Source organism: Staphylococcus agnetis (assembly GCF_011466855.1).
Classification (GTDB): domain Bacteria; phylum Bacillota; class Bacilli; order Staphylococcales; family Staphylococcaceae; genus Staphylococcus; species Staphylococcus agnetis.
The window spans coordinates 190,275-207,468 of record NZ_CP045927.1 but is presented as its reverse complement, the minus strand read 5'-3'; the positions used below and the strand labels follow the sequence as shown (position 1 = coordinate 207,468).

14 protein-coding genes are annotated in these 17,194 nt (G+C 38.2%); all 14 read right to left on the bottom strand.

Annotated elements, in window-relative coordinates; translation table 11 throughout:
* Nucleotides 1–122: 122 nt before the first annotated feature.
* Complete coding sequence (gene hslO / locus GJE18_RS01010; protein ID WP_105996154.1) at nucleotides 123–1,013, bottom strand: Hsp33 family molecular chaperone HslO; 891 nt, start codon at nucleotides 1,011–1,013, stop codon at nucleotides 123–125.
* 145 nt (nucleotides 1,014–1,158) lie between these two features.
* Nucleotides 1,159–3,273 (bottom strand): ATP-dependent zinc metalloprotease FtsH, encoded by a 2,115-nt coding sequence (gene ftsH / locus GJE18_RS01005; protein ID WP_060552308.1) that lies wholly within the window; start codon nucleotides 3,271–3,273, stop codon nucleotides 1,159–1,161.
* Nucleotides 3,274–3,397: 124 nt separating this feature from the next.
* Nucleotides 3,398–3,937, bottom strand: a complete 540-nt coding sequence (gene hpt / locus GJE18_RS01000; protein ID WP_037568015.1) for a hypoxanthine phosphoribosyltransferase — start codon at nucleotides 3,935–3,937, stop codon at nucleotides 3,398–3,400.
* Entirely contained in the window at nucleotides 3,927–5,207 is a 1,281-nt protein-coding gene (tilS, locus tag GJE18_RS00995; protein WP_060552307.1) for a tRNA lysidine(34) synthetase TilS, read from the bottom strand. Before tilS ends, hpt begins: the two co-directional genes overlap by 11 nt.
* A gap of 72 nt (nucleotides 5,208–5,279) precedes the next feature.
* Nucleotides 5,280–5,657 carry a S1 domain-containing RNA-binding protein gene (locus GJE18_RS00990; protein WP_037568011.1) on the bottom strand — a complete coding sequence of 126 codons (378 nt, stop codon included), beginning with the start codon at nucleotides 5,655–5,657 and terminating at the stop codon, nucleotides 5,280–5,282.
* Between the two features lie 203 nt (nucleotides 5,658–5,860).
* Nucleotides 5,861–6,247, bottom strand: coding sequence for an FtsB family cell division protein (locus GJE18_RS00985; RefSeq protein ID WP_060552306.1), 387 nt, complete (start codon nucleotides 6,245–6,247; stop codon nucleotides 5,861–5,863).
* Nucleotides 6,248–6,271: 24 nt separating this feature from the next.
* Nucleotides 6,272–6,529, bottom strand: a complete 258-nt coding sequence (locus GJE18_RS00980; protein WP_060552305.1) for an RNA-binding S4 domain-containing protein — start codon at nucleotides 6,527–6,529, stop codon at nucleotides 6,272–6,274.
* Nucleotides 6,516–7,703 carry a MazG nucleotide pyrophosphohydrolase domain-containing protein gene (locus tag GJE18_RS00975; protein ID WP_107368839.1) on the bottom strand — a complete coding sequence of 396 codons (1,188 nt, stop codon included), beginning with the start codon at nucleotides 7,701–7,703 and terminating at the stop codon, nucleotides 6,516–6,518. Before GJE18_RS00975 ends, GJE18_RS00980 begins: the two co-directional genes overlap by 14 nt.
* Nucleotides 7,700–9,229 (bottom strand): polysaccharide biosynthesis protein, encoded by a 1,530-nt coding sequence (locus GJE18_RS00970; protein ID WP_107368840.1) that lies wholly within the window; start codon nucleotides 9,227–9,229, stop codon nucleotides 7,700–7,702. The genes GJE18_RS00975 and GJE18_RS00970 overlap by 4 nt, the downstream gene beginning before the upstream one ends.
* A complete protein-coding gene (mfd, locus tag GJE18_RS00965) occupies nucleotides 9,219–12,719 on the bottom strand; it encodes a transcription-repair coupling factor (protein ID WP_420853505.1) in 3,501 nt (1,166 codons plus the stop codon). The genes GJE18_RS00970 and mfd overlap by 11 nt, the downstream gene beginning before the upstream one ends.
* Before the next feature lie 8 nt (nucleotides 12,720–12,727).
* The gene (pth, locus tag GJE18_RS00960) at nucleotides 12,728–13,297 is read right to left on the bottom strand and encodes an aminoacyl-tRNA hydrolase (protein ID WP_085622955.1); all 570 of its coding nucleotides are present in this window, start codon (nucleotides 13,295–13,297) and stop codon (nucleotides 12,728–12,730) included.
* Between the two features lie 380 nt (nucleotides 13,298–13,677).
* Entirely contained in the window at nucleotides 13,678–14,352 is a 675-nt protein-coding gene (locus GJE18_RS00955; protein WP_060552300.1) for a 50S ribosomal protein L25/general stress protein Ctc, read from the bottom strand.
* Nucleotides 14,353–14,490: 138 nt separating this feature from the next.
* Entirely contained in the window at nucleotides 14,491–15,456 is a 966-nt protein-coding gene (locus GJE18_RS00950) for a ribose-phosphate diphosphokinase (RefSeq protein ID WP_037567998.1), read from the bottom strand.
* 69 nt (nucleotides 15,457–15,525) lie between these two features.
* A complete protein-coding gene (gene glmU / locus GJE18_RS00945) occupies nucleotides 15,526–16,890 on the bottom strand; it encodes a bifunctional UDP-N-acetylglucosamine diphosphorylase/glucosamine-1-phosphate N-acetyltransferase GlmU (protein WP_060552299.1) in 1,365 nt (454 codons plus the stop codon).
* Nucleotides 16,891–17,194: the final 304 nt, after the last annotated feature.

The window sequence follows — 17,194 nt, the reverse complement described above, 5'->3', positions numbered from 1 at the left end:
TAGTTATCGAATCGGATATAAAAACAGTGTACCATTTTTCTGACAATTAAAAAAGCATAAAGCTTGATCTCAAACAAAAACAATTGCGGACAACCTTCACCATTTATCCCGTAGTATCACTTTTAATGTTGTTGCTTCAGTTCATTCAACACACCTTGCAATTCTGCTTCAGTGTATTGATACTTAGAGCGACAAAAATGACATTCTGCTTCAGCGCCGTGATCTACTTTAATCATATTCTCGATTTCAGCTTCTCCTAAACCACGCATGGCATTCAAAAATTTATCGTGGCCACATTGACACTCAAATTGAGCTGGAATGGTTTCTAAAAATTCTATATTGCCTTCTCCAAAAATGTGAATCAACATCTCTTCTGGCGTTAACCCTTCATCGATTAATTTAGAAACTGGCGTCATTGTTGTAATGGCAGCTTCTAATTGATCAATCGTTTCCTCTTTCGCACCAGGCATCACTTGGATGATAAAACCGCCCGCTGCTTTAATTGAGTTGTCTGGATTTACTAAAACACCGACACCTACCGACGATGGTGTTTGCTCACTATTTGCAAAGTAATACGTAAAATCATCGCCAAGTTCTCCAGAAACAATCGGACTACTACCCGTATAGTAATCTCTCATGCCAACATCTTTAACGACATTAATCGCACCTGATGTCCCAACGGCACGTCGTACATCTAATTTACCTGCTTCATTTAATGGAAAATGTGTTTGTGGTTGTGCGACATAGCCACGTACACGTCCTTTCGCATCAGCATCAGCGATGATTTTGCCAATAGGGCCATCACCATCTACGGTCACTGTTAATTTCTGGTCACCTTTTAACATAGCTCCCATCATTAACGTAGCCGTCATCGTACGCCCTAGTGCTGCAGAAGCAGTCGGCCAAGTGTAATGACGCGTTTGTGCTTCTTGAATTGTATCTGTAGTTTTAGAACTATATGCACGTATTTCACCATTAAAGGCAAGCGCCTTGACGATATAGTCTTGAGTCATTCCTATTCGCTCCTTTATTGCTTTCATTTGTTTATCATAATCGCATTAACGTATCCACTCAACTAAAATGACTTATATTTAAGCTAACTTTAACACAAAAAGACACCGCCTCGAAAATAATGATTTCGAGACGGTGTACATCACGTTAATGTGGTGGTTTATCTTCACCAGGACGATCAATTTTAGGTTCTTCTTCGTAACCTGTCGTATCTTCAGACGGTGCTTCATCTTGTTTTGTATCATGTGAAGCATCTTGTCCGTCTTGAGTTGTTGATTCATCTTCACGACGCTCAGATTTTCCTGCGCGTGAACGGTTTGTTAATTCCTCTTGCTCACGTCGAATCTCATCATAAGATTTGCCGTACTTACCTTGATCGAAATCATCATCGCCATTACGCTCAACCACTTTTGCATCATCGTAATTAACGACCGGTAAATGTCCTTCATGGAAAAGTGACTGAATTTGTTCAGCAACTAACGTTTCTTCAGTTAATAATGTTTCAGCAATTAAACGCAATTGAGATTCATGTTCTGTAAGAATTTGTTTACAACGCTCATATTGTTCTTTAATGATGCGTTGCACTTCTTTATCAATTTCGTAAGCAATTTGGCCAGAGTATTCTGGTTGACCAGACATGTCTTTACCTAGGAATACTTGTCCACCGCCGTGTGAGAATTGTAACGGTCCTAACTTTTTACTCATACCATATTCAGTAACCATTTGACGTGCTAACTGCGTCGCACGTTCGAAGTCGTTAGAAGCACCAGTCGATACTTCATCGAAAATGATATCTTCTGCCACACGACCACCAAGTAAACCACAAATTTTGTCGAGCATTTCTGGCTCTGTCATTAAGAAACGATCTTGTTTCGGTAACATCATCGCATAACCACCGGCTTGACCACGTGGAACGATAGTTACTTTATGCACAACCTCTGCTTCATCAAGTACCATACCAATCACAGTATGACCCGCTTCATGGTGTGCTACAATATTACGCTCTTTGTCAGAAATAACACGTGATTTCTTAGCAGGTCCTGCGATAACACGGTCCGTCGCTTCTTCAATATCACGCATGTCAATTTTCTTCTTACCACCACGTGCAGCAATTAACGATGCTTCATTAAGCAAGTTTTCTAAATCTGCACCTGAGAAACCTGGTGTACGTTGTGCAATCGCTTTTAAATCAACCGTTTCATCTAAAGGTTTATTTTTCGCATGTACATGTAAGACAGCTTCACGGCCTTTAACGTCCGGACGGCCTACTTGAATTTGTCGGTCAAATCGACCTGGACGTAATAACGCTGGATCTAAAATGTCTGGGCGGTTTGTTGCGGCAATCATAATGATACCTTCATTTTCACCAAATCCATCCATTTCAACAAGCAATTGGTTTAATGTTTGTTCACGTTCATCGTGACCACCACCAACACCTGCACCACGTTGACGACCTACAGCATCAATTTCATCTATAAAAATGATACACGGCGCATTCTTTTTCGCATTTTCAAATAAGTCACGCACACGGCTCGCACCTACACCTACAAACATCTCAACGAAGTCTGAACCACTGATTGAGAAGAATGGTACACCTGCTTCACCAGCAACTGCTCGCGCAAGTAACGTTTTCCCTGTTCCCGGAGGACCAACAAGCAAGACCCCTTTTGGAATACGTGAACCCATTTGTTTAAATTTCTTATTGTCTTTTAAGAAATCAACAATTTCAATTAATTCTTGTTTTTCTTCGTCTGCACCAGCAACATCTGTAAAGCGCACGCGTCGTTTTTGATTATCGTACATTTTGGCTTTTGATTTACCAAAATTCATCATACGACCGCCGCCACCGCCACCTTGTGCTTGACTTAAGAAGAAGATAAATAAAAGTGCAATGATTAAGACAGGAATCAGTGTCGTTAAAATACTAACAAACACACTTTGACCTTCTTCTTCTTTAACAGTTAATTCTAAATCTTTCTGTTTATGAGCAATATCAGTAACCTGTTCTAGCTCTTTATCGTTATTAAATAGAATCGTTGATGAGTAATCATCACCGTTGTTTAACTTACCACTCACTTTATACACATTATGAGACGGTTGAATTTCTAAAGACTTAATTTTGCCGTCCTTTAATTGTTGTGTAAATTGATTATACGTAAGCTCTTTAGGCACTTTTCCATTTCCGTTAATCCAAGAAAAAAGCCCAAAAATAACAACGCCGATTAAAGCTATAAACAGCACATTACGAAAAGCTTTTTGCATGCGTCGTTTCCTCCTACTTCAAATATAAAACTAACAAAAATTTTACCATAATCTAATTACGACTGGCTAGTAATAGACATTGACAAACATCCTTCAACGATATGCGTTGTCATTTTCTTTGATATTATTGCTCATAAATCGCTGGTTTTAATGTTCCAATGTATGGGAGATTACGATATTTTTCTTTATAATCTAAGCCGTATCCTACAACAAACTCATCAGGAATTTGACGTCCAACATATTTTGCTTCAATATCTGCTTTACGACGGTTTGGCTTATCTAATAACGTCACGATTTCTAAAGATTTGACGCGACGAGACGCTAATAATTCTGTTATAGATTTTAAAGTCGTACCTGTTTCTAATATATCTTCAATAATTAAAACATCTTTATTTTCAATCGATGTGCTTAAATCTTTTAAAATTTGTACTTCTCCAGTAGACTCCGTACCACCATGGTAACTAGATACATCCATAAAATCGATCGATAGTGGTGTATCAATACGCTTAATTAAATCTGTCATAAATAAAACAGAGCCTTTTAAAATCCCTACACATAGCAAATCTTTACCACGGTAATCTTCCGTAATAGCATGACCTAGCTTGTCACAAATATCATAAATTTCAGTTTCCGTAAGTAATACATCTTTCAAATCATTTCTCATTATTTTCATCTCCTAAATATGCGATTGTTATTATTTGGTTCACTTTTATATGTTGATACAGCGTGCCAACAGCCACTATGTCACCCGTTGCATCTTCAATGACTGGTATACGGTCTCGCGTATGTTGAGGCACTTTGGCATCAATCATTAAACGCGATACTTTTTTATGACCATGGGAATGTAGTTGAACGCGGTCGCCATCTTGACGTGTCCGTATAAGAAGTGGTCCACGCAATGCATCAAGCGATGCCACTCTAATCTCATAATCACCGAATTGATAATAGCCAGGCGTCTTCAAATACATCGCTTGTAATGGTGCCTGTTCAACCGTTGATAAGGTTAATTTATCATACACCTTATTGATACGCCATGTGTTTGAAGCATGTAGTTCAATTTGTGCTATAGGTTGTGTCAGTTGCACAAACCATTGATGATATTGAACATCACTCACCGGTACGATATTTTCCCATTTTTGTATTAATTTATCCAGAATAATCATTCTAACATGTTCTGGACATTTATTGAATGATTGGATAGACATCTCATATTGATGGTCGGTTTGTTTCACTTGGACTGCGATGTAGTCATCAGCCATCTGTTCAAAAACCCGGATAGACTCTAGATGCATGTCGTAGAGTTTTTTCAAATGCGTAATTTTAAATTGTTCGTGGGCGTCGATGATCGGTAACATATCATGACGAATCATATTCCGTACGTATTTTGTATCTTGATTACTTTCATCCTCAAAGTATGGCACGTTGTGATCGTGTTGATATGTCGCAATGTCACTTTTAGTTTCTTCCAACATAGGGCGCATTAAACGATACCCGTGACGTTGCTCACATGCTTGCATGCCTAAAGCGCTACGATACACTTTACCAGTAAAAATACGGTAGAACACGGTTTCTATCAAATCATCAAAGTGATGGGCCGTCATTAATACGTCCCCTTTCAATTGATGCATCATATCTTCAAACCAGCGATAACGTGCAACGCGCGCGTCACTTTGAATGCTGCGCCCTGCTTCAACAATAGGTTGTAAATGAAGCCGCTTGACGTAAATGGGGATACCGTACTGTTCACAATATTGTGTCACAAACTCCGCTTCTTCGTCAGAACCGCGCCGCAATCCATGATGTACATGAAGCACGGAAAGTTGTTTGTATGTCGTTTGATATTGATGTAATAATCGATGCAACAAAACCATACTATCAATGCCAGTGGACACTGCAACAACGATATGGTCATCTTCTTTCCAAGTTACCTTCATCATTTAACCCCCACACAAAATAAGGGTTGAGATTCAAAGTATGCCTTCGTTTCTCAACCCCTTGCATTAAATTTAGCGACGTGCGCCTCTACCACCACGTCTAGATTCTGTTTGACGCTTAATAGAAGTAAGTTTATCCTCACTATCTTTTAAGAAGTTTGATAGTTTTTTCTCAAAGTCTTCTGGTTTTTGCGCCGGTTTTTGTCTACGTGGACGCTCTTTGGCTTTTTTAATTGAAAGACTAATTTTGCCATCATCGGCGATGGATAATACTTTAACCTCAACGTCATCCCCGACAGTTAAGTGATCTTCTACGTTTTCTACATAGTTATCAGCGACTTCACTGATATGAACTAACCCACTTTTACCTTCAGGCAACTCCACAAATGCACCGAATTTTTTGATACCAGTGACTTTACCTTTAACCTTACTTCCTACTTCGATTGACATTGTTTTAATGCATCCTCCTGAATTCGATATTTAGTTCTATTATACGTTTGTTTCCGTATTTTAACAATGACAAATTGATGATTCACTATTTTATTTACGTATTTTACTAAAACGATAATGAAACACACTATTTTTCGACTTTAAAACTGCATTAATCGAATGTCAATGTAACTCATCATGTGTACGCGCTATTTCTCAGTCTATTACTTTTTCTTATTATTTTGTTTCGGTTGGTCTTCAGGTAACTTAAAGATGATTTCACCGTCGTTACTTAAATAATATTCATCACGCGCCACTTTTTCGATATAAGATGGATCATTTAAATTGTTAAGCTGCTCTTTAAGTTCAATTTCTTTATCTTGTAATTTTTGATATTCTTCTTCTTTCGCCTGACGTTCATTTGAAGCATCCGAATTACTTTTCATTTGTGCAAATACTAATACTAACATCACTGCGATAATGGCTAATAAAATACCACCAAAAACTAAAATACGCTTTTTTACAATACGTTTACGTTGTTCATGCCGACGTTTTTTAGCATTTTTTTGTGATGTATATTGATTGCCGATATTTTGAACTTTATCATTCATGTGGCGTCACCTTTCTTCGTATCCCTAATCAATCCGTTCCTCTTTTAAGATTTCATACATCCCTTTAGCATTTTCTTTCGTTGCATGTTCATTAAGCCCAGTGACTTTAATCGTCACGATTTTTTGTCCAAATTGTATTTCTATCGTATCTCCTACTTTCACATCTGTACCAGCTTTAGCGGTTTGGCCGTTGATTTTCACACGACCTTGATCGCTCACTTCTTTTGCTAAGGTACGTCGCTTGATTAAGCGAGATACTTTTAAATATTTATCTAGTCTCATGATGTCCCCCTTGTTCTAAATAAGCTTGCAGCGCCTCTTCTGACAAGTCTTGATTTTTGACTTCATCATACAATTTTAAGAAGTGCGTCGCAAATATTTTTTCGAATTTAACACGTGATGGTTTACCTTCCGCCGCTTTTTGCTCGTACCAAATCGATTTAACATCTTCCACACTGTCAGCTTGACCCTCAGCAAAAATATGCGGATGACGACGTATCATTTTTTCTGAAAGACTTGCAACAATCTCACGTGTCTCCATATAGCCTTGTTTTTGGCCAATATTGGCATGTAAAAGAACTTGCAGTAAAATATCACCTAATTCTTCAATCATATGCCAATCATCTTCATGATCAATCGCTTCAAAAAGTTCAAACGTTTCTTCAAGTAAGTAGCGCTTCAATGATTCATGCGTTTGCACTTTATCCCATGGACATCCTGTTTCGTCATCTACTAATGTTGCGATCACGCGATCTGCGAAGTCAAAATCACCATATAAAGCTGTTTCTTCAGTAATAGCTGGAACCACGACACTTGTAAGATTAGTAAAGACATCATTATGATCAAGTTCATATAATGGGCACGTGTAGCGTTTCGCACCTGACTGGTTCGCACCATCCACGATATGCACTTCAAAGTCGTCTGGATATCGCGTCATGAGCGTCAATTTTAAATCACCAGCAACCATGGCACTATATACTTGAGTAATGAGCGTCGTAGTACGTGGATTCAATGTTTCTTTTTCCAGTGCGGTTGCATCTAACATCGTAAAACCATCATTCGGATCTATTTTTACCGCTTCAAACACATCATCGATAAAACTACGTCCACCTCGCACATCTACCACAACATCATAATGTGCTGCTTTTTGGAATAGCAATTGCGTGGTTGTTTCTGCAACACGGGGATGACCAGGCACAGCATAGACAACATCTTCAGTTTGTGCACGTTGTAAAAGTTGATCTGTAATCGCATCATAAACAGGTTCAAAAGTATCGTGTTGTTCATAAATCGCATCAAAGCTTTCAATATCAATATTTTGCAGTTCTGCTATCACAGGATGCGTTTTCGTTCGCACATATATTTTAGATTGATTTTGTAAAAAACGATAGATACCTAATGGTAAGTCGTCTAAACAATAATTACCTAAACCAATAATCGTAATATGGTGTGTCATGATTTTCTCCTTTTCATTATCTCAATGATTTTATCGCCAAATGGCAAATGCACCCATTCGTCTTCATTTAAAATACGCATCCACACAAGCATTACACTTAAACTCCCCACACCAATGCACACACTGATAATTAATTCTAGAAGACCTCCAATTCTAGACATCGACGGGATGATGTAATGCGTTAATTGTACACTAGCTGTCATCGTCAATAAAGCAACAACTAATTTCAAATAAAATTTACGCAATGCATAGAGCGCATACAACTGAATCATATGTCTGTGTAAATAGATTGCAAAAACGACTAGTGCGACAACTGTAGAAATGCTCGCACCGACAATACCAAACTTTAAAATTAAAATGAGATTCAATAGTAGCTTGATGACTAATCCTATAATAATTCCTATAAAAACCACTCGGTAATGATTTTGAACTTCGAGTAATGCAATATACATCATGATTAGAGACACAAAAATGACCGTTAACATGTAAATGGATAATGTGATTGTAAGGTCATTACTTTTAAAAAACACAGCATTCAAAAGTGGTAACAAATTCATTAGGCCAATCGCACTCGCACAACTCATAACAATTGTAATTTTTAATGACGCATTTGCATAACTGTTCATTTGGTCATAACGACCCGCTTTTTGTGTATCAGTTAATAACGGAATAAGTACGAAACAAAACGTTGTTGTTACAATTAATCCCATTTGAATAAACGATGCACCACGGTCGTAAATCCCTTTTTGCGTAATAGCATCTTTAAAGGTCAATCCTTGGCCGTGTTGGAGAACGTTAATCACGGTAAAACTATCCACCACTTGCCATAAAATCACAATCAATTGACTTAAAGCAAAAATAACCGTTGCAATCGCAAACTGACGCCAAGGGATTGTTTGAGGCAATGTAGCATTTGATAAAGACATCAACCACCATAAAAAGAGGGTTGCGCCTATGAAACCACACGATGAAGCTAAGATTGCCCACATGCCAGCGTCGTAAATAGAAAGCTGTTGATGCGTAAAAAAGAGGATGACTATCCCAATCATGCTGACACGAATCATTTGTTCAATGACTTGTGAAAATGCAGGCTTATTCATATCGAAAGTCGATTGAAAATATCCTCTTAAAACGCCGAGTGCACCGACGATGATAAATGTAACGCTTGCTGCGCGAATCATCGGCGCTAAATGCGAATCACCCATTAAGAACGCAATAAGGTCTGCGCCTAAAAAGAGGAAGAGACAAATGAGAGACCCTATGAGTTCAAGTACGATAATGAGTCGGCGGATAAGCATGCGATTGGCCTCTCTACCTCCTAAAATTTGCGTTAATGCACTTGGAATTGCATTACTTGCTAAGACGACACCTAATGCGACGATGGGGTAAATTTGTTGATATGCATATAAGCCATCGTCACCTAATATGTTTTGATACGGGACACGATACAATGCACTTAATATTTTAACGACGATTAATGCAAGCGTTAAGACAACGACACCATTGAAAGCAGATTTACTCGACATGATCTAATATCATACTTTCTTCAATTGTTTTCGCTAAAAATTTAAGTGCGTCTAACCATTGAGTACCTTTCGTAAGTGTCACTTTCATACATTTTGCTTCAACGCCTACTTTCATACCTCGCCCTAAAGCTTCCGTATTTTTAAAGAGTGCCTCACCATCTATACGTTGTGTCCCTTGTTCCGTTAATAATACTTCAACGGCTTTCCCTTTATCTTTAACATGTTGCACACCGACATTCATTAAATGAACCTTGATTTCAACAGTATCAAGTAGTTGCGCCACTTCTGTAGGATAGTCGTTGAAGCGGTCAAGGAGTTCATCTTTAATATCCATTAATTGTGCGAGTGTTTCAGTTGCACGTAACTTTTTATAAATTTCGATTTTCGCTTGTTCATTGCGAATATATTCAGCCGGTAAATAAGCATCTAAACGTAAGTCCATTTCAATTTCTGGAACGTGTTGTACTTCTTTAATACCCCGTTTTTCATTCACTGCTTCTTCTAACATTTGAGAGTATAAGTCAAAACCGACAGAATCAATAAAGCCATGTTGTTGTTTACCAAGTAAATTACCTGCGCCACGAATATTTAAGTCACGCATCGCAATTTTGAAACCACTGCCTAGTTCCGTAAATTCTTTAATGGCTTGTAAGCGTTCTTCAGCTGTTTCGTTTAAAACTTTATTTGGTGTATGAAGGAAATAAGCATAACCAATGCGACTCGAACGACCGACACGCCCACGTAATTGATACAACTGACTCAATCCGAAACGATCGGCTTCTTCAATAATTAATGTATTCGCATTCGGAACATCTACACCCGTTTCAATAATCGTTGTTGTAACTAGGATATCGTAAGCCCCATTGATGAAATCAAGCATCGTTTCTTCTAAATCGCGTTCAGGTAATTGCCCGTGCGCGACACCGATAGACGCTTCAGGCATCAACATTTGAAGTTGTTCTCGTTTTTCATAAATAGATTGTACTTTATTGTATAAATAAAACACTTGTCCATCGCGAGATAATTCGCGTTCTAATGCCTCTTTAATAAAATTACCATTTTGTTCTAACACATATGTTTGAACTGGGAAACGGTTTTCTGGTGGCGTTTCGATTACCGATAAATCACGCACACCAAGCATACTCATATGCAGCGTTCTTGGAATTGGTGTTGCCGTTAAAGTAAGCACATCTACATTTGCTTTTAATGATTTAATTTTTTCTTTATGGCGCACACCGAAGCGTTGTTCTTCATCAACCACAAGTAACCCTAGATCTTTATATTCAACAGTTTTCCCTAGCAATTTGTGCGTACCAACAACGATGTCGACGAAGCCAGACTTAAGCCCCTCTTTTGTTTCGCGAATTTCTTTTGGCGTTCTAAAGCGACTCATTAAATGAATTTCTACTGGGAAGTCTCGCATGCGTTCAATAAGCGTTTCATAATGCTGTTGCGCCAAAATCGTTGTAGGCACGAGGAAAGCGACTTGCTTTCCTGACATAACAGCTTTAAATGCAGCACGTACGGCTACTTCTGTTTTACCGTAACCCACATCGCCACACAACAAACGATCCATCGGTCGAGCACGTTCCATATCTCCTTTAATCTCTTCTATAGACTTTGCTTGGTCATCTGTTAATTCATATGGGAAATCCATTTCGAAAACGTGTTGTTCTTCCGTATCCGGACTAAACTGGTAACCTACAGACTTCTCACGTTCTTTATATAAAGCAATCAGTTCATCAGCGATATCTTCGACACTACTTTGAACTTTAGCTTTTGTTTTCTTCCAATCACTACCGCCTAATTTATATAATTTAGGTGTTTTATCTTCAGACCCAACGTATTTTTGGACTTGTTCCATTTGGTCGACAGGTACAAATAATTGATCCGTACCTTTATATTGAATTTTCATATAGTCACGATGGACGTCTCCAACTTCCAACGTTTCTACACCTAAATAGCGACCCACACCATGATGAATATGAACGACATAGTCCCCCACATTCAATTCTTGATAAGATTTAATTTTTTCTGCGTTACTGATTGTTTTGCGCCTTTTTTTCGACGCTTTCTTTTGTTTTGATTTAAACAATTCTCGTTCCGTCACAACGACGAGCGACATATAAGGAAGTTCAAACCCTTCAGATAAGCTTCCTTCAATAATGGCCGCGTGCCCTGCTTCTAGTTGCGTTAGGTCCACATTCATAAGAGTAGGAACGTGGAGTTCACTTACCATCGACTGGATGCGGTCTTTTTTCGTTTCCGTTTCCGCAATAATAACCATACGGTAGCCCTGTTTCATATAACGTTGGAATTCAGACGTCATGATATCATATTGACCGTAAAACTGTTGTACCGGTTTACATGAAAATTTCACCATATGATTGAGCTTCACAGACATCGACGCTGTAAATAATGTGAAATAAGTCACAGGCGTATGTTTAAGCAATTGTTCAACTGTATCATGCGTCATAAAGCGTTGACCAATAAACCCTTTTCCAGATTCAATTAAGTTTTGAAGAAAGTCTTCTGATTCTGTTATTAACGTTTCTTCGGTTTCCTTAATACGATTGAACTCATCCATCAATACAATAGCATTATCTTTGAAATAATCGCGCAATGTCGTTTCCGTATCATACATAAATGCGATTAAACGACGTAATACTTGAGGATCAAACATTTCATCTTCAACAATATTAAAACTATCATACGTATCTTTCACTTCTTGGCGTACAGACTTATCCACTTTTGGACGCGTCGTTTCATATGCCGTTTTTAAGTTCGTTATTAATTGACGCCGAACCTCTGGAGTGATGATAAAGTCATGAGCTGATGTAATATCGACATTTTGAATATTGTCAGAAGAGCGTTGTGATTCTACATCAAACTTCCGAATCGAATCTACCTCAGTATCAAAAAGTTCAATACGTACTGGTTCACCGAGTAACGGATAAATATCAATAATACCGCCGCGTAAAGAAAATTCACCGATATTAGAAACGACCGATTCTCGACGATATCCCATATTTACAAGGCGCGTTAACAAGCGCTCGACATCTAATTCATCCCCTATATTGAGTTGGATTTGATGATCTTGCCAAATCGCTTTTGGCGTCACTAATTTTTTCAAGCCGTTTAACGGGATGACAAACAAGCCTCGACGTTCATGAGCAAGTGCCGTCAAAGTACGTACACGTTCACTCATAAGCTCCGGGCTTTGCGTTGAAAATTCTTCAGTCATGATGTCTTGAACAGGATACTTGTATATTTCATCATCGGGAACAAATTGTAATAAATCAGCTTCTAATTTATCCATTTGATAGACATTATTTGTAATTAATAACACTTGTCGATGACTATTATGATAAAGTTCTGCAATCATTGCCGCTTTTGCGCTTGGCATCAGTCCTGTCACGAGCACATTGTCTTCACCTACATGTGCAGAAAGGTCTTTAAATTGTTGATCTCTATTGATTATTTCATTGATTATTGTTTTCACTTTATTTCACCATTATATTGATTCATGATATTCTCAAATTTTTCGTTTTGAATAAATGCCTCTACTGCATCAGCAACATGTGCAATCACCGGTTGCATCGTTTTCATTTCCTCAGCAGAGAATTTTTGTAATACATAATCAACGACAGGGATACGTGATGAACGGTCAATCCCGATACGAATACGTTTAAATTCTTGTGTACCTAAATGTTGAATGAGTGATTTAATGCCATTATGACCACCCGCACTGCCTTTTTGACGAAGGCGTATATGCCCTTGCGCAAGATCTAAATCGTCATAAAGCACTAATATATCCTCAACTTCAATATTATAATAATCCATAAGTGGACGCACCGCCTCACCCGATAAATTCATATACGTGAGAGGTTCTAAAAATACGACTTTCTCACCAAATAAATGCGCGACAGTGTATGCACCGCGAAATTTCTGCTTGTCTAGTTTTAAATCATGACGCTCTATAAGATGGTCAATCACTTCAAAACCAATGTTATGGCGTGTTTGTTCGTATTTTTTGCCAACGTTCCCTAAGCCGACGATGAGTTTCATCATGTATCCTCCTTGAAATCATCTATTTTACAGTTTAATCATATTCCATACTAACACAAAATAGGTCATAGACGAGAATTAAACACTAACACAGGGTTGGCACTTATAAGTTCAATTTTTGCTTCTAACACCCTAGGCATCTTAGCTACGGATTCTATCAATATGATGTGTTAAATTGCTTTATATTTTTCTTCCGTAATGACTCAATAGTTATCAAAATGCCAATAAAGTTTATGAACAAAATGCTTTTAGGTTCTTAAACTCGTTGTGTTCCTATCTTATTAATCAATGCACACGTATGCCCACGCCGTATACCTAAACACAAAAAAGACATAATAACGGCACTAGGCACGTTATTATGTCTAACAAGTGGATAAAGATTACGCTTCTTTATCTTCTTTTTCTTCTGAATCTTCTTCGCCTTCTTCAGTAGATTCACCGATAACTTCTGGTTCAGCAGTTTCAGCGTCACCTTCCATAGCAGCGATTTCTTCTTCAGTTGGCTCTTCAGTCGGTGCAACAACGGATACAACTGTTTCGTCTGCAGCTGTTTCAATTGTGAAGTCACCAGATACTTTAATGTCAGCAACTGATAAGCTGTCGTTAACGTCTAATTCTGTAACGTCAACTTCGATTGATTCAGGAATGTTATCAGGTGTAGCAGTTACTTCGATGTTGAATAATGGTTGTTCAACAACGCCACCTTCACTTGCACCTTTCGCTTCACCAACTAAGCTTACAGGTACTTCTACAGTACGCTCTTCGCTCATGTTGATTGCTAAGAAGTCGATGTGAGTGATTTGGTTTTTAAGTGGATCAAATTGGTAATCAGATACCATAACTTTGATTTCTTTTGAACCAACGCCTAATTGAATAACACCGTTACGTCCAACTTCACGGATTAATTTGATGAATTCTACTTCATCAACTTTTACAGATACGTTTTTAGTACCGTATCCATAAACAACTGCTGGTACTTTACCTGCTTCACGGATTTTGCGTAATTCACCGCGTGTTTGTTTACCTTTACGAATAATAGACTTTAAAGAAGCCATATTTCGTTTCCACCTTTCTTGATGCACTTATGTGCAAGCACTTGCCCATCAACTGTGCGTCGCTTGCAAGTGTGTATTTGTCCGTTATGACACGAACAGAAGTATTTTACACAAATTTAACAATTAAGTCAACACCGATTAATCAAATAATACACTTACTGATTCGCGTTCGTATACACGTACAATCGCTTGTGCAAGAAGTTCAGCCACTGACAATTCAATGATATTGCTTGGCTTTTGATCGTCTTTAAGTTGAATCGAGTTCGTCACAATTAATTCTTTAATCGCTGAATTTTCAATACGCTCTTTAGCTGGACCAGATAATACTGGGTGTGTGCAACATGCATAAACTTCTGTCGCACCTTTGTCTTTTAAAGCTTGTGCTGCGAGCGTAATTGTCCCTGCTGTATCGATAATATCGTCGATAATAATTGCTGTGCGCCCTTCAATTTCACCGACAATATTCATGACTTCGGCAACATTTGGTTTTGGACGACGTTTATCAATAATCGCGATTGGTGTTTTTAAGAAGTCTGCAAGTTTACGTGCACGTGTCACACCACCGTGGTCTGGAGAAACAACCACATATTTATCTGGATCAATGTCTTTATTATTTAAGAAGTAATCCGCTAAAATAGGTACACCCATTAAGTGATCGATTGGAATATCGAAGAATCCTTGAATTTGTGGCGCATGAAGGTCTAATGCAATCATGCGGTCAGCGCCAGCAGTTTCGAATAAATCTGCCACTAATTTTGCTGTAATCGGTTCACGACTACGCGCTTTACGATCTTGACGTGCATAACCATAATACGGTACCACGATAGAAATGTTCGCCGCTGATGCACGTTTACATGCATCAATCATAATTAAAAGTTCCATTAAATGAACGTTTACAGGGTTAGATGTAGGTTGAATAATAAAGACGTCACAACCACGAATACTTTCTTCGATATTGATTTGAATTTCACCATCACTAAAACGTTTAACTGTACATTTACCTAATTCAACACCAACGTGATCTGCTACTTCTTGAGCAAGGGGTTCATTACCTTTCAACGAGAAAATTTTTAAAGACGAATTTTTATATTCGGTGTTTAACATGTTTTATCCTCCAATATAATTTAGGGTTTATGAATTGATATGTTTTAAGCATCTTATCGCTTTGAAAGTCTATTTCTCTTTGTTTAAATATCCAGGTTTCGTTGTTTGTCTTGCACGTGCGAGTGCCAAACTTTCTTCCGGAACATTATCAGTAATTGTGGAACCAGCAGCAATTAACGCACCATCACCAACGGATACAGGCGCAACTAAGTTTGTGTTACATCCAATAAAAGCATCTTTGCCTACAATTGTTTTGAACTTATTCACACCATCATAGTTCACCGTAATTGATCCACAACCAATATTCGTGCGTGCACCGATTTCAGCGTCTCCAATGTAGCTTAAATGAGATACTTTTGCACCATCGTCAAGACGCGCTTTTTTAATTTCAACAAAGTTGCCCACTTTTGTTTCTGCGCCTAAATCACTGCCCGGTCTAAGTTGTGCGAATGGACCAATTTTAGAATTCCGACCTACTTTTGCTTCAGAAATAACGGATTGTTTAATTGTAACGCCATCTTCAATTACGCTGTCATGGATTTCAGAATACTGACCTACAACCACATCTTCACCAATCACTGTATTTCCTGAAAGTTTAACGCCTGCTTCAATCACAGTATCTGCACCAATTTTCACATCCGCACCGATATGCGTAGTAGCAGGATCAAGTAGTGTCACACCATTGCGCATATGCATGTGATTTGTGCGTGTACGATATAGTTGTTCTGCACGACTTAACGCAACACGATCATTAACACCTAAAATGTCATCAAAATGATTTGTGTGGTAAATCGCAACTTTTCCTGATTGTTGTAAAATCAAAGTCAAGACTTGTGGCAAATAATATTCACCTTGAGCATTGTGATTGTCAACGTCTTTTAATAATGTAAATAACGTTTGGTTATCAAATGCAAATATTCCCGAACTAATTTCCGTAATTTGTTTTTCCTCATCGTTTGCGTCTTTTTCTTCAACGATGCGTTTAAGTGCGCCACTACTAGAATCACGCACTATTCTACCGTATCCAAATGGTTGCGCTGTCGTTGCGGACAATACTGTTGCCTGTGCTTCAGATGCCTCATGGTGTGCAATGAGTTGCGTTAATGTCTCACCAGTAATAAGCGGTGTATCACCACAAACAACAATCGTTGTACCTGTTAAGTGTCCCAAATGCGCTTCGGCTTGTTGCACCGCATGCGCTGTTCCGAGTTGTTCTTGTTGAAAACTGTACTTAGAAACGTCCCCTAATGTTTCTTTCACGCTTTCAGCACCGTGTCCTACAATTGTAACGATATTATCAATACCTGTTGATTTCACTTGATCGATAACATGGGCAATCATAGGCTTTCCAGCTACTTCATGAAGCACTTTGAACTTCTTAGACTTCATGCGTGTACCTTTACCAGCTGCTAAAACGACTGCATGTTTTTGCATGGAATGAACCCTCCAGTTTTTTTACACTTCTATACAATTATAATTTATGCGAACTGTCACTTTCAAGGAGTAAAAGAAGAATTGAAGTTTCATGCGCGTAAATATTTAAGCTTTCGATGCGTTGAAGACGCATAACCTCTGAAATGATATCCTATTACAACTAAAAAAATAATTTTTAAAATGGTGTATAGCAACACCATTTACGGTCAATTATTTGAAGCACTTATATCCATGATGACGTGATGTATCCGTTAGCATACTTTCATGAAGTAATCAAAACTTTCAAGATAAACGGGCATATCAA

Bases quoted from the DNA above. Each gene is read 5' to 3' on its own strand.
- hslO (WP_105996154.1), bottom strand. From the start codon at position 1,013: ATGACTCAAGACTATATCGTCAAGGCGCTTGCCTTTAATGGTGAAATA.
- ftsH (WP_060552308.1), bottom strand. From the start codon at position 3,273: ATGCAAAAAGCTTTTCGTAATGTGCTGTTTATAGCTTTAATCGGCGTT.
- hpt (WP_037568015.1), bottom strand. From the start codon at position 3,937: ATGAGAAATGATTTGAAAGATGTATTACTTACGGAAACTGAAATTTAT.
- tilS (WP_060552307.1), bottom strand. From the start codon at position 5,207: ATGAAGGTAACTTGGAAAGAAGATGACCATATCGTTGTTGCAGTGTCC.
- GJE18_RS00990 (WP_037568011.1), bottom strand. From the start codon at position 5,657: ATGTCAATCGAAGTAGGAAGTAAGGTTAAAGGTAAAGTCACTGGTATC.
- GJE18_RS00985 (WP_060552306.1), bottom strand. From the start codon at position 6,247: ATGAATGATAAAGTTCAAAATATCGGCAATCAATATACATCACAAAAA.
- GJE18_RS00980 (WP_060552305.1), bottom strand. From the start codon at position 6,529: ATGAGACTAGATAAATATTTAAAAGTATCTCGCTTAATCAAGCGACGT.
- GJE18_RS00975 (WP_107368839.1), bottom strand. From the start codon at position 7,703: ATGACACACCATATTACGATTATTGGTTTAGGTAATTATTGTTTAGAC.
- GJE18_RS00970 (WP_107368840.1), bottom strand. From the start codon at position 9,229: ATGTCGAGTAAATCTGCTTTCAATGGTGTCGTTGTCTTAACGCTTGCA.
- pth (WP_085622955.1), bottom strand. From the start codon at position 13,297: ATGAAACTCATCGTCGGCTTAGGGAACGTTGGCAAAAAATACGAACAA.
- GJE18_RS00955 (WP_060552300.1), bottom strand. From the start codon at position 14,352: ATGGCTTCTTTAAAGTCTATTATTCGTAAAGGTAAACAAACACGCGGT.
- GJE18_RS00950 (WP_037567998.1), bottom strand. From the start codon at position 15,456: ATGTTAAACACCGAATATAAAAATTCGTCTTTAAAAATTTTCTCGTTG.
- glmU (WP_060552299.1), bottom strand. From the start codon at position 16,890: ATGCAAAAACATGCAGTCGTTTTAGCAGCTGGTAAAGGTACACGCATG.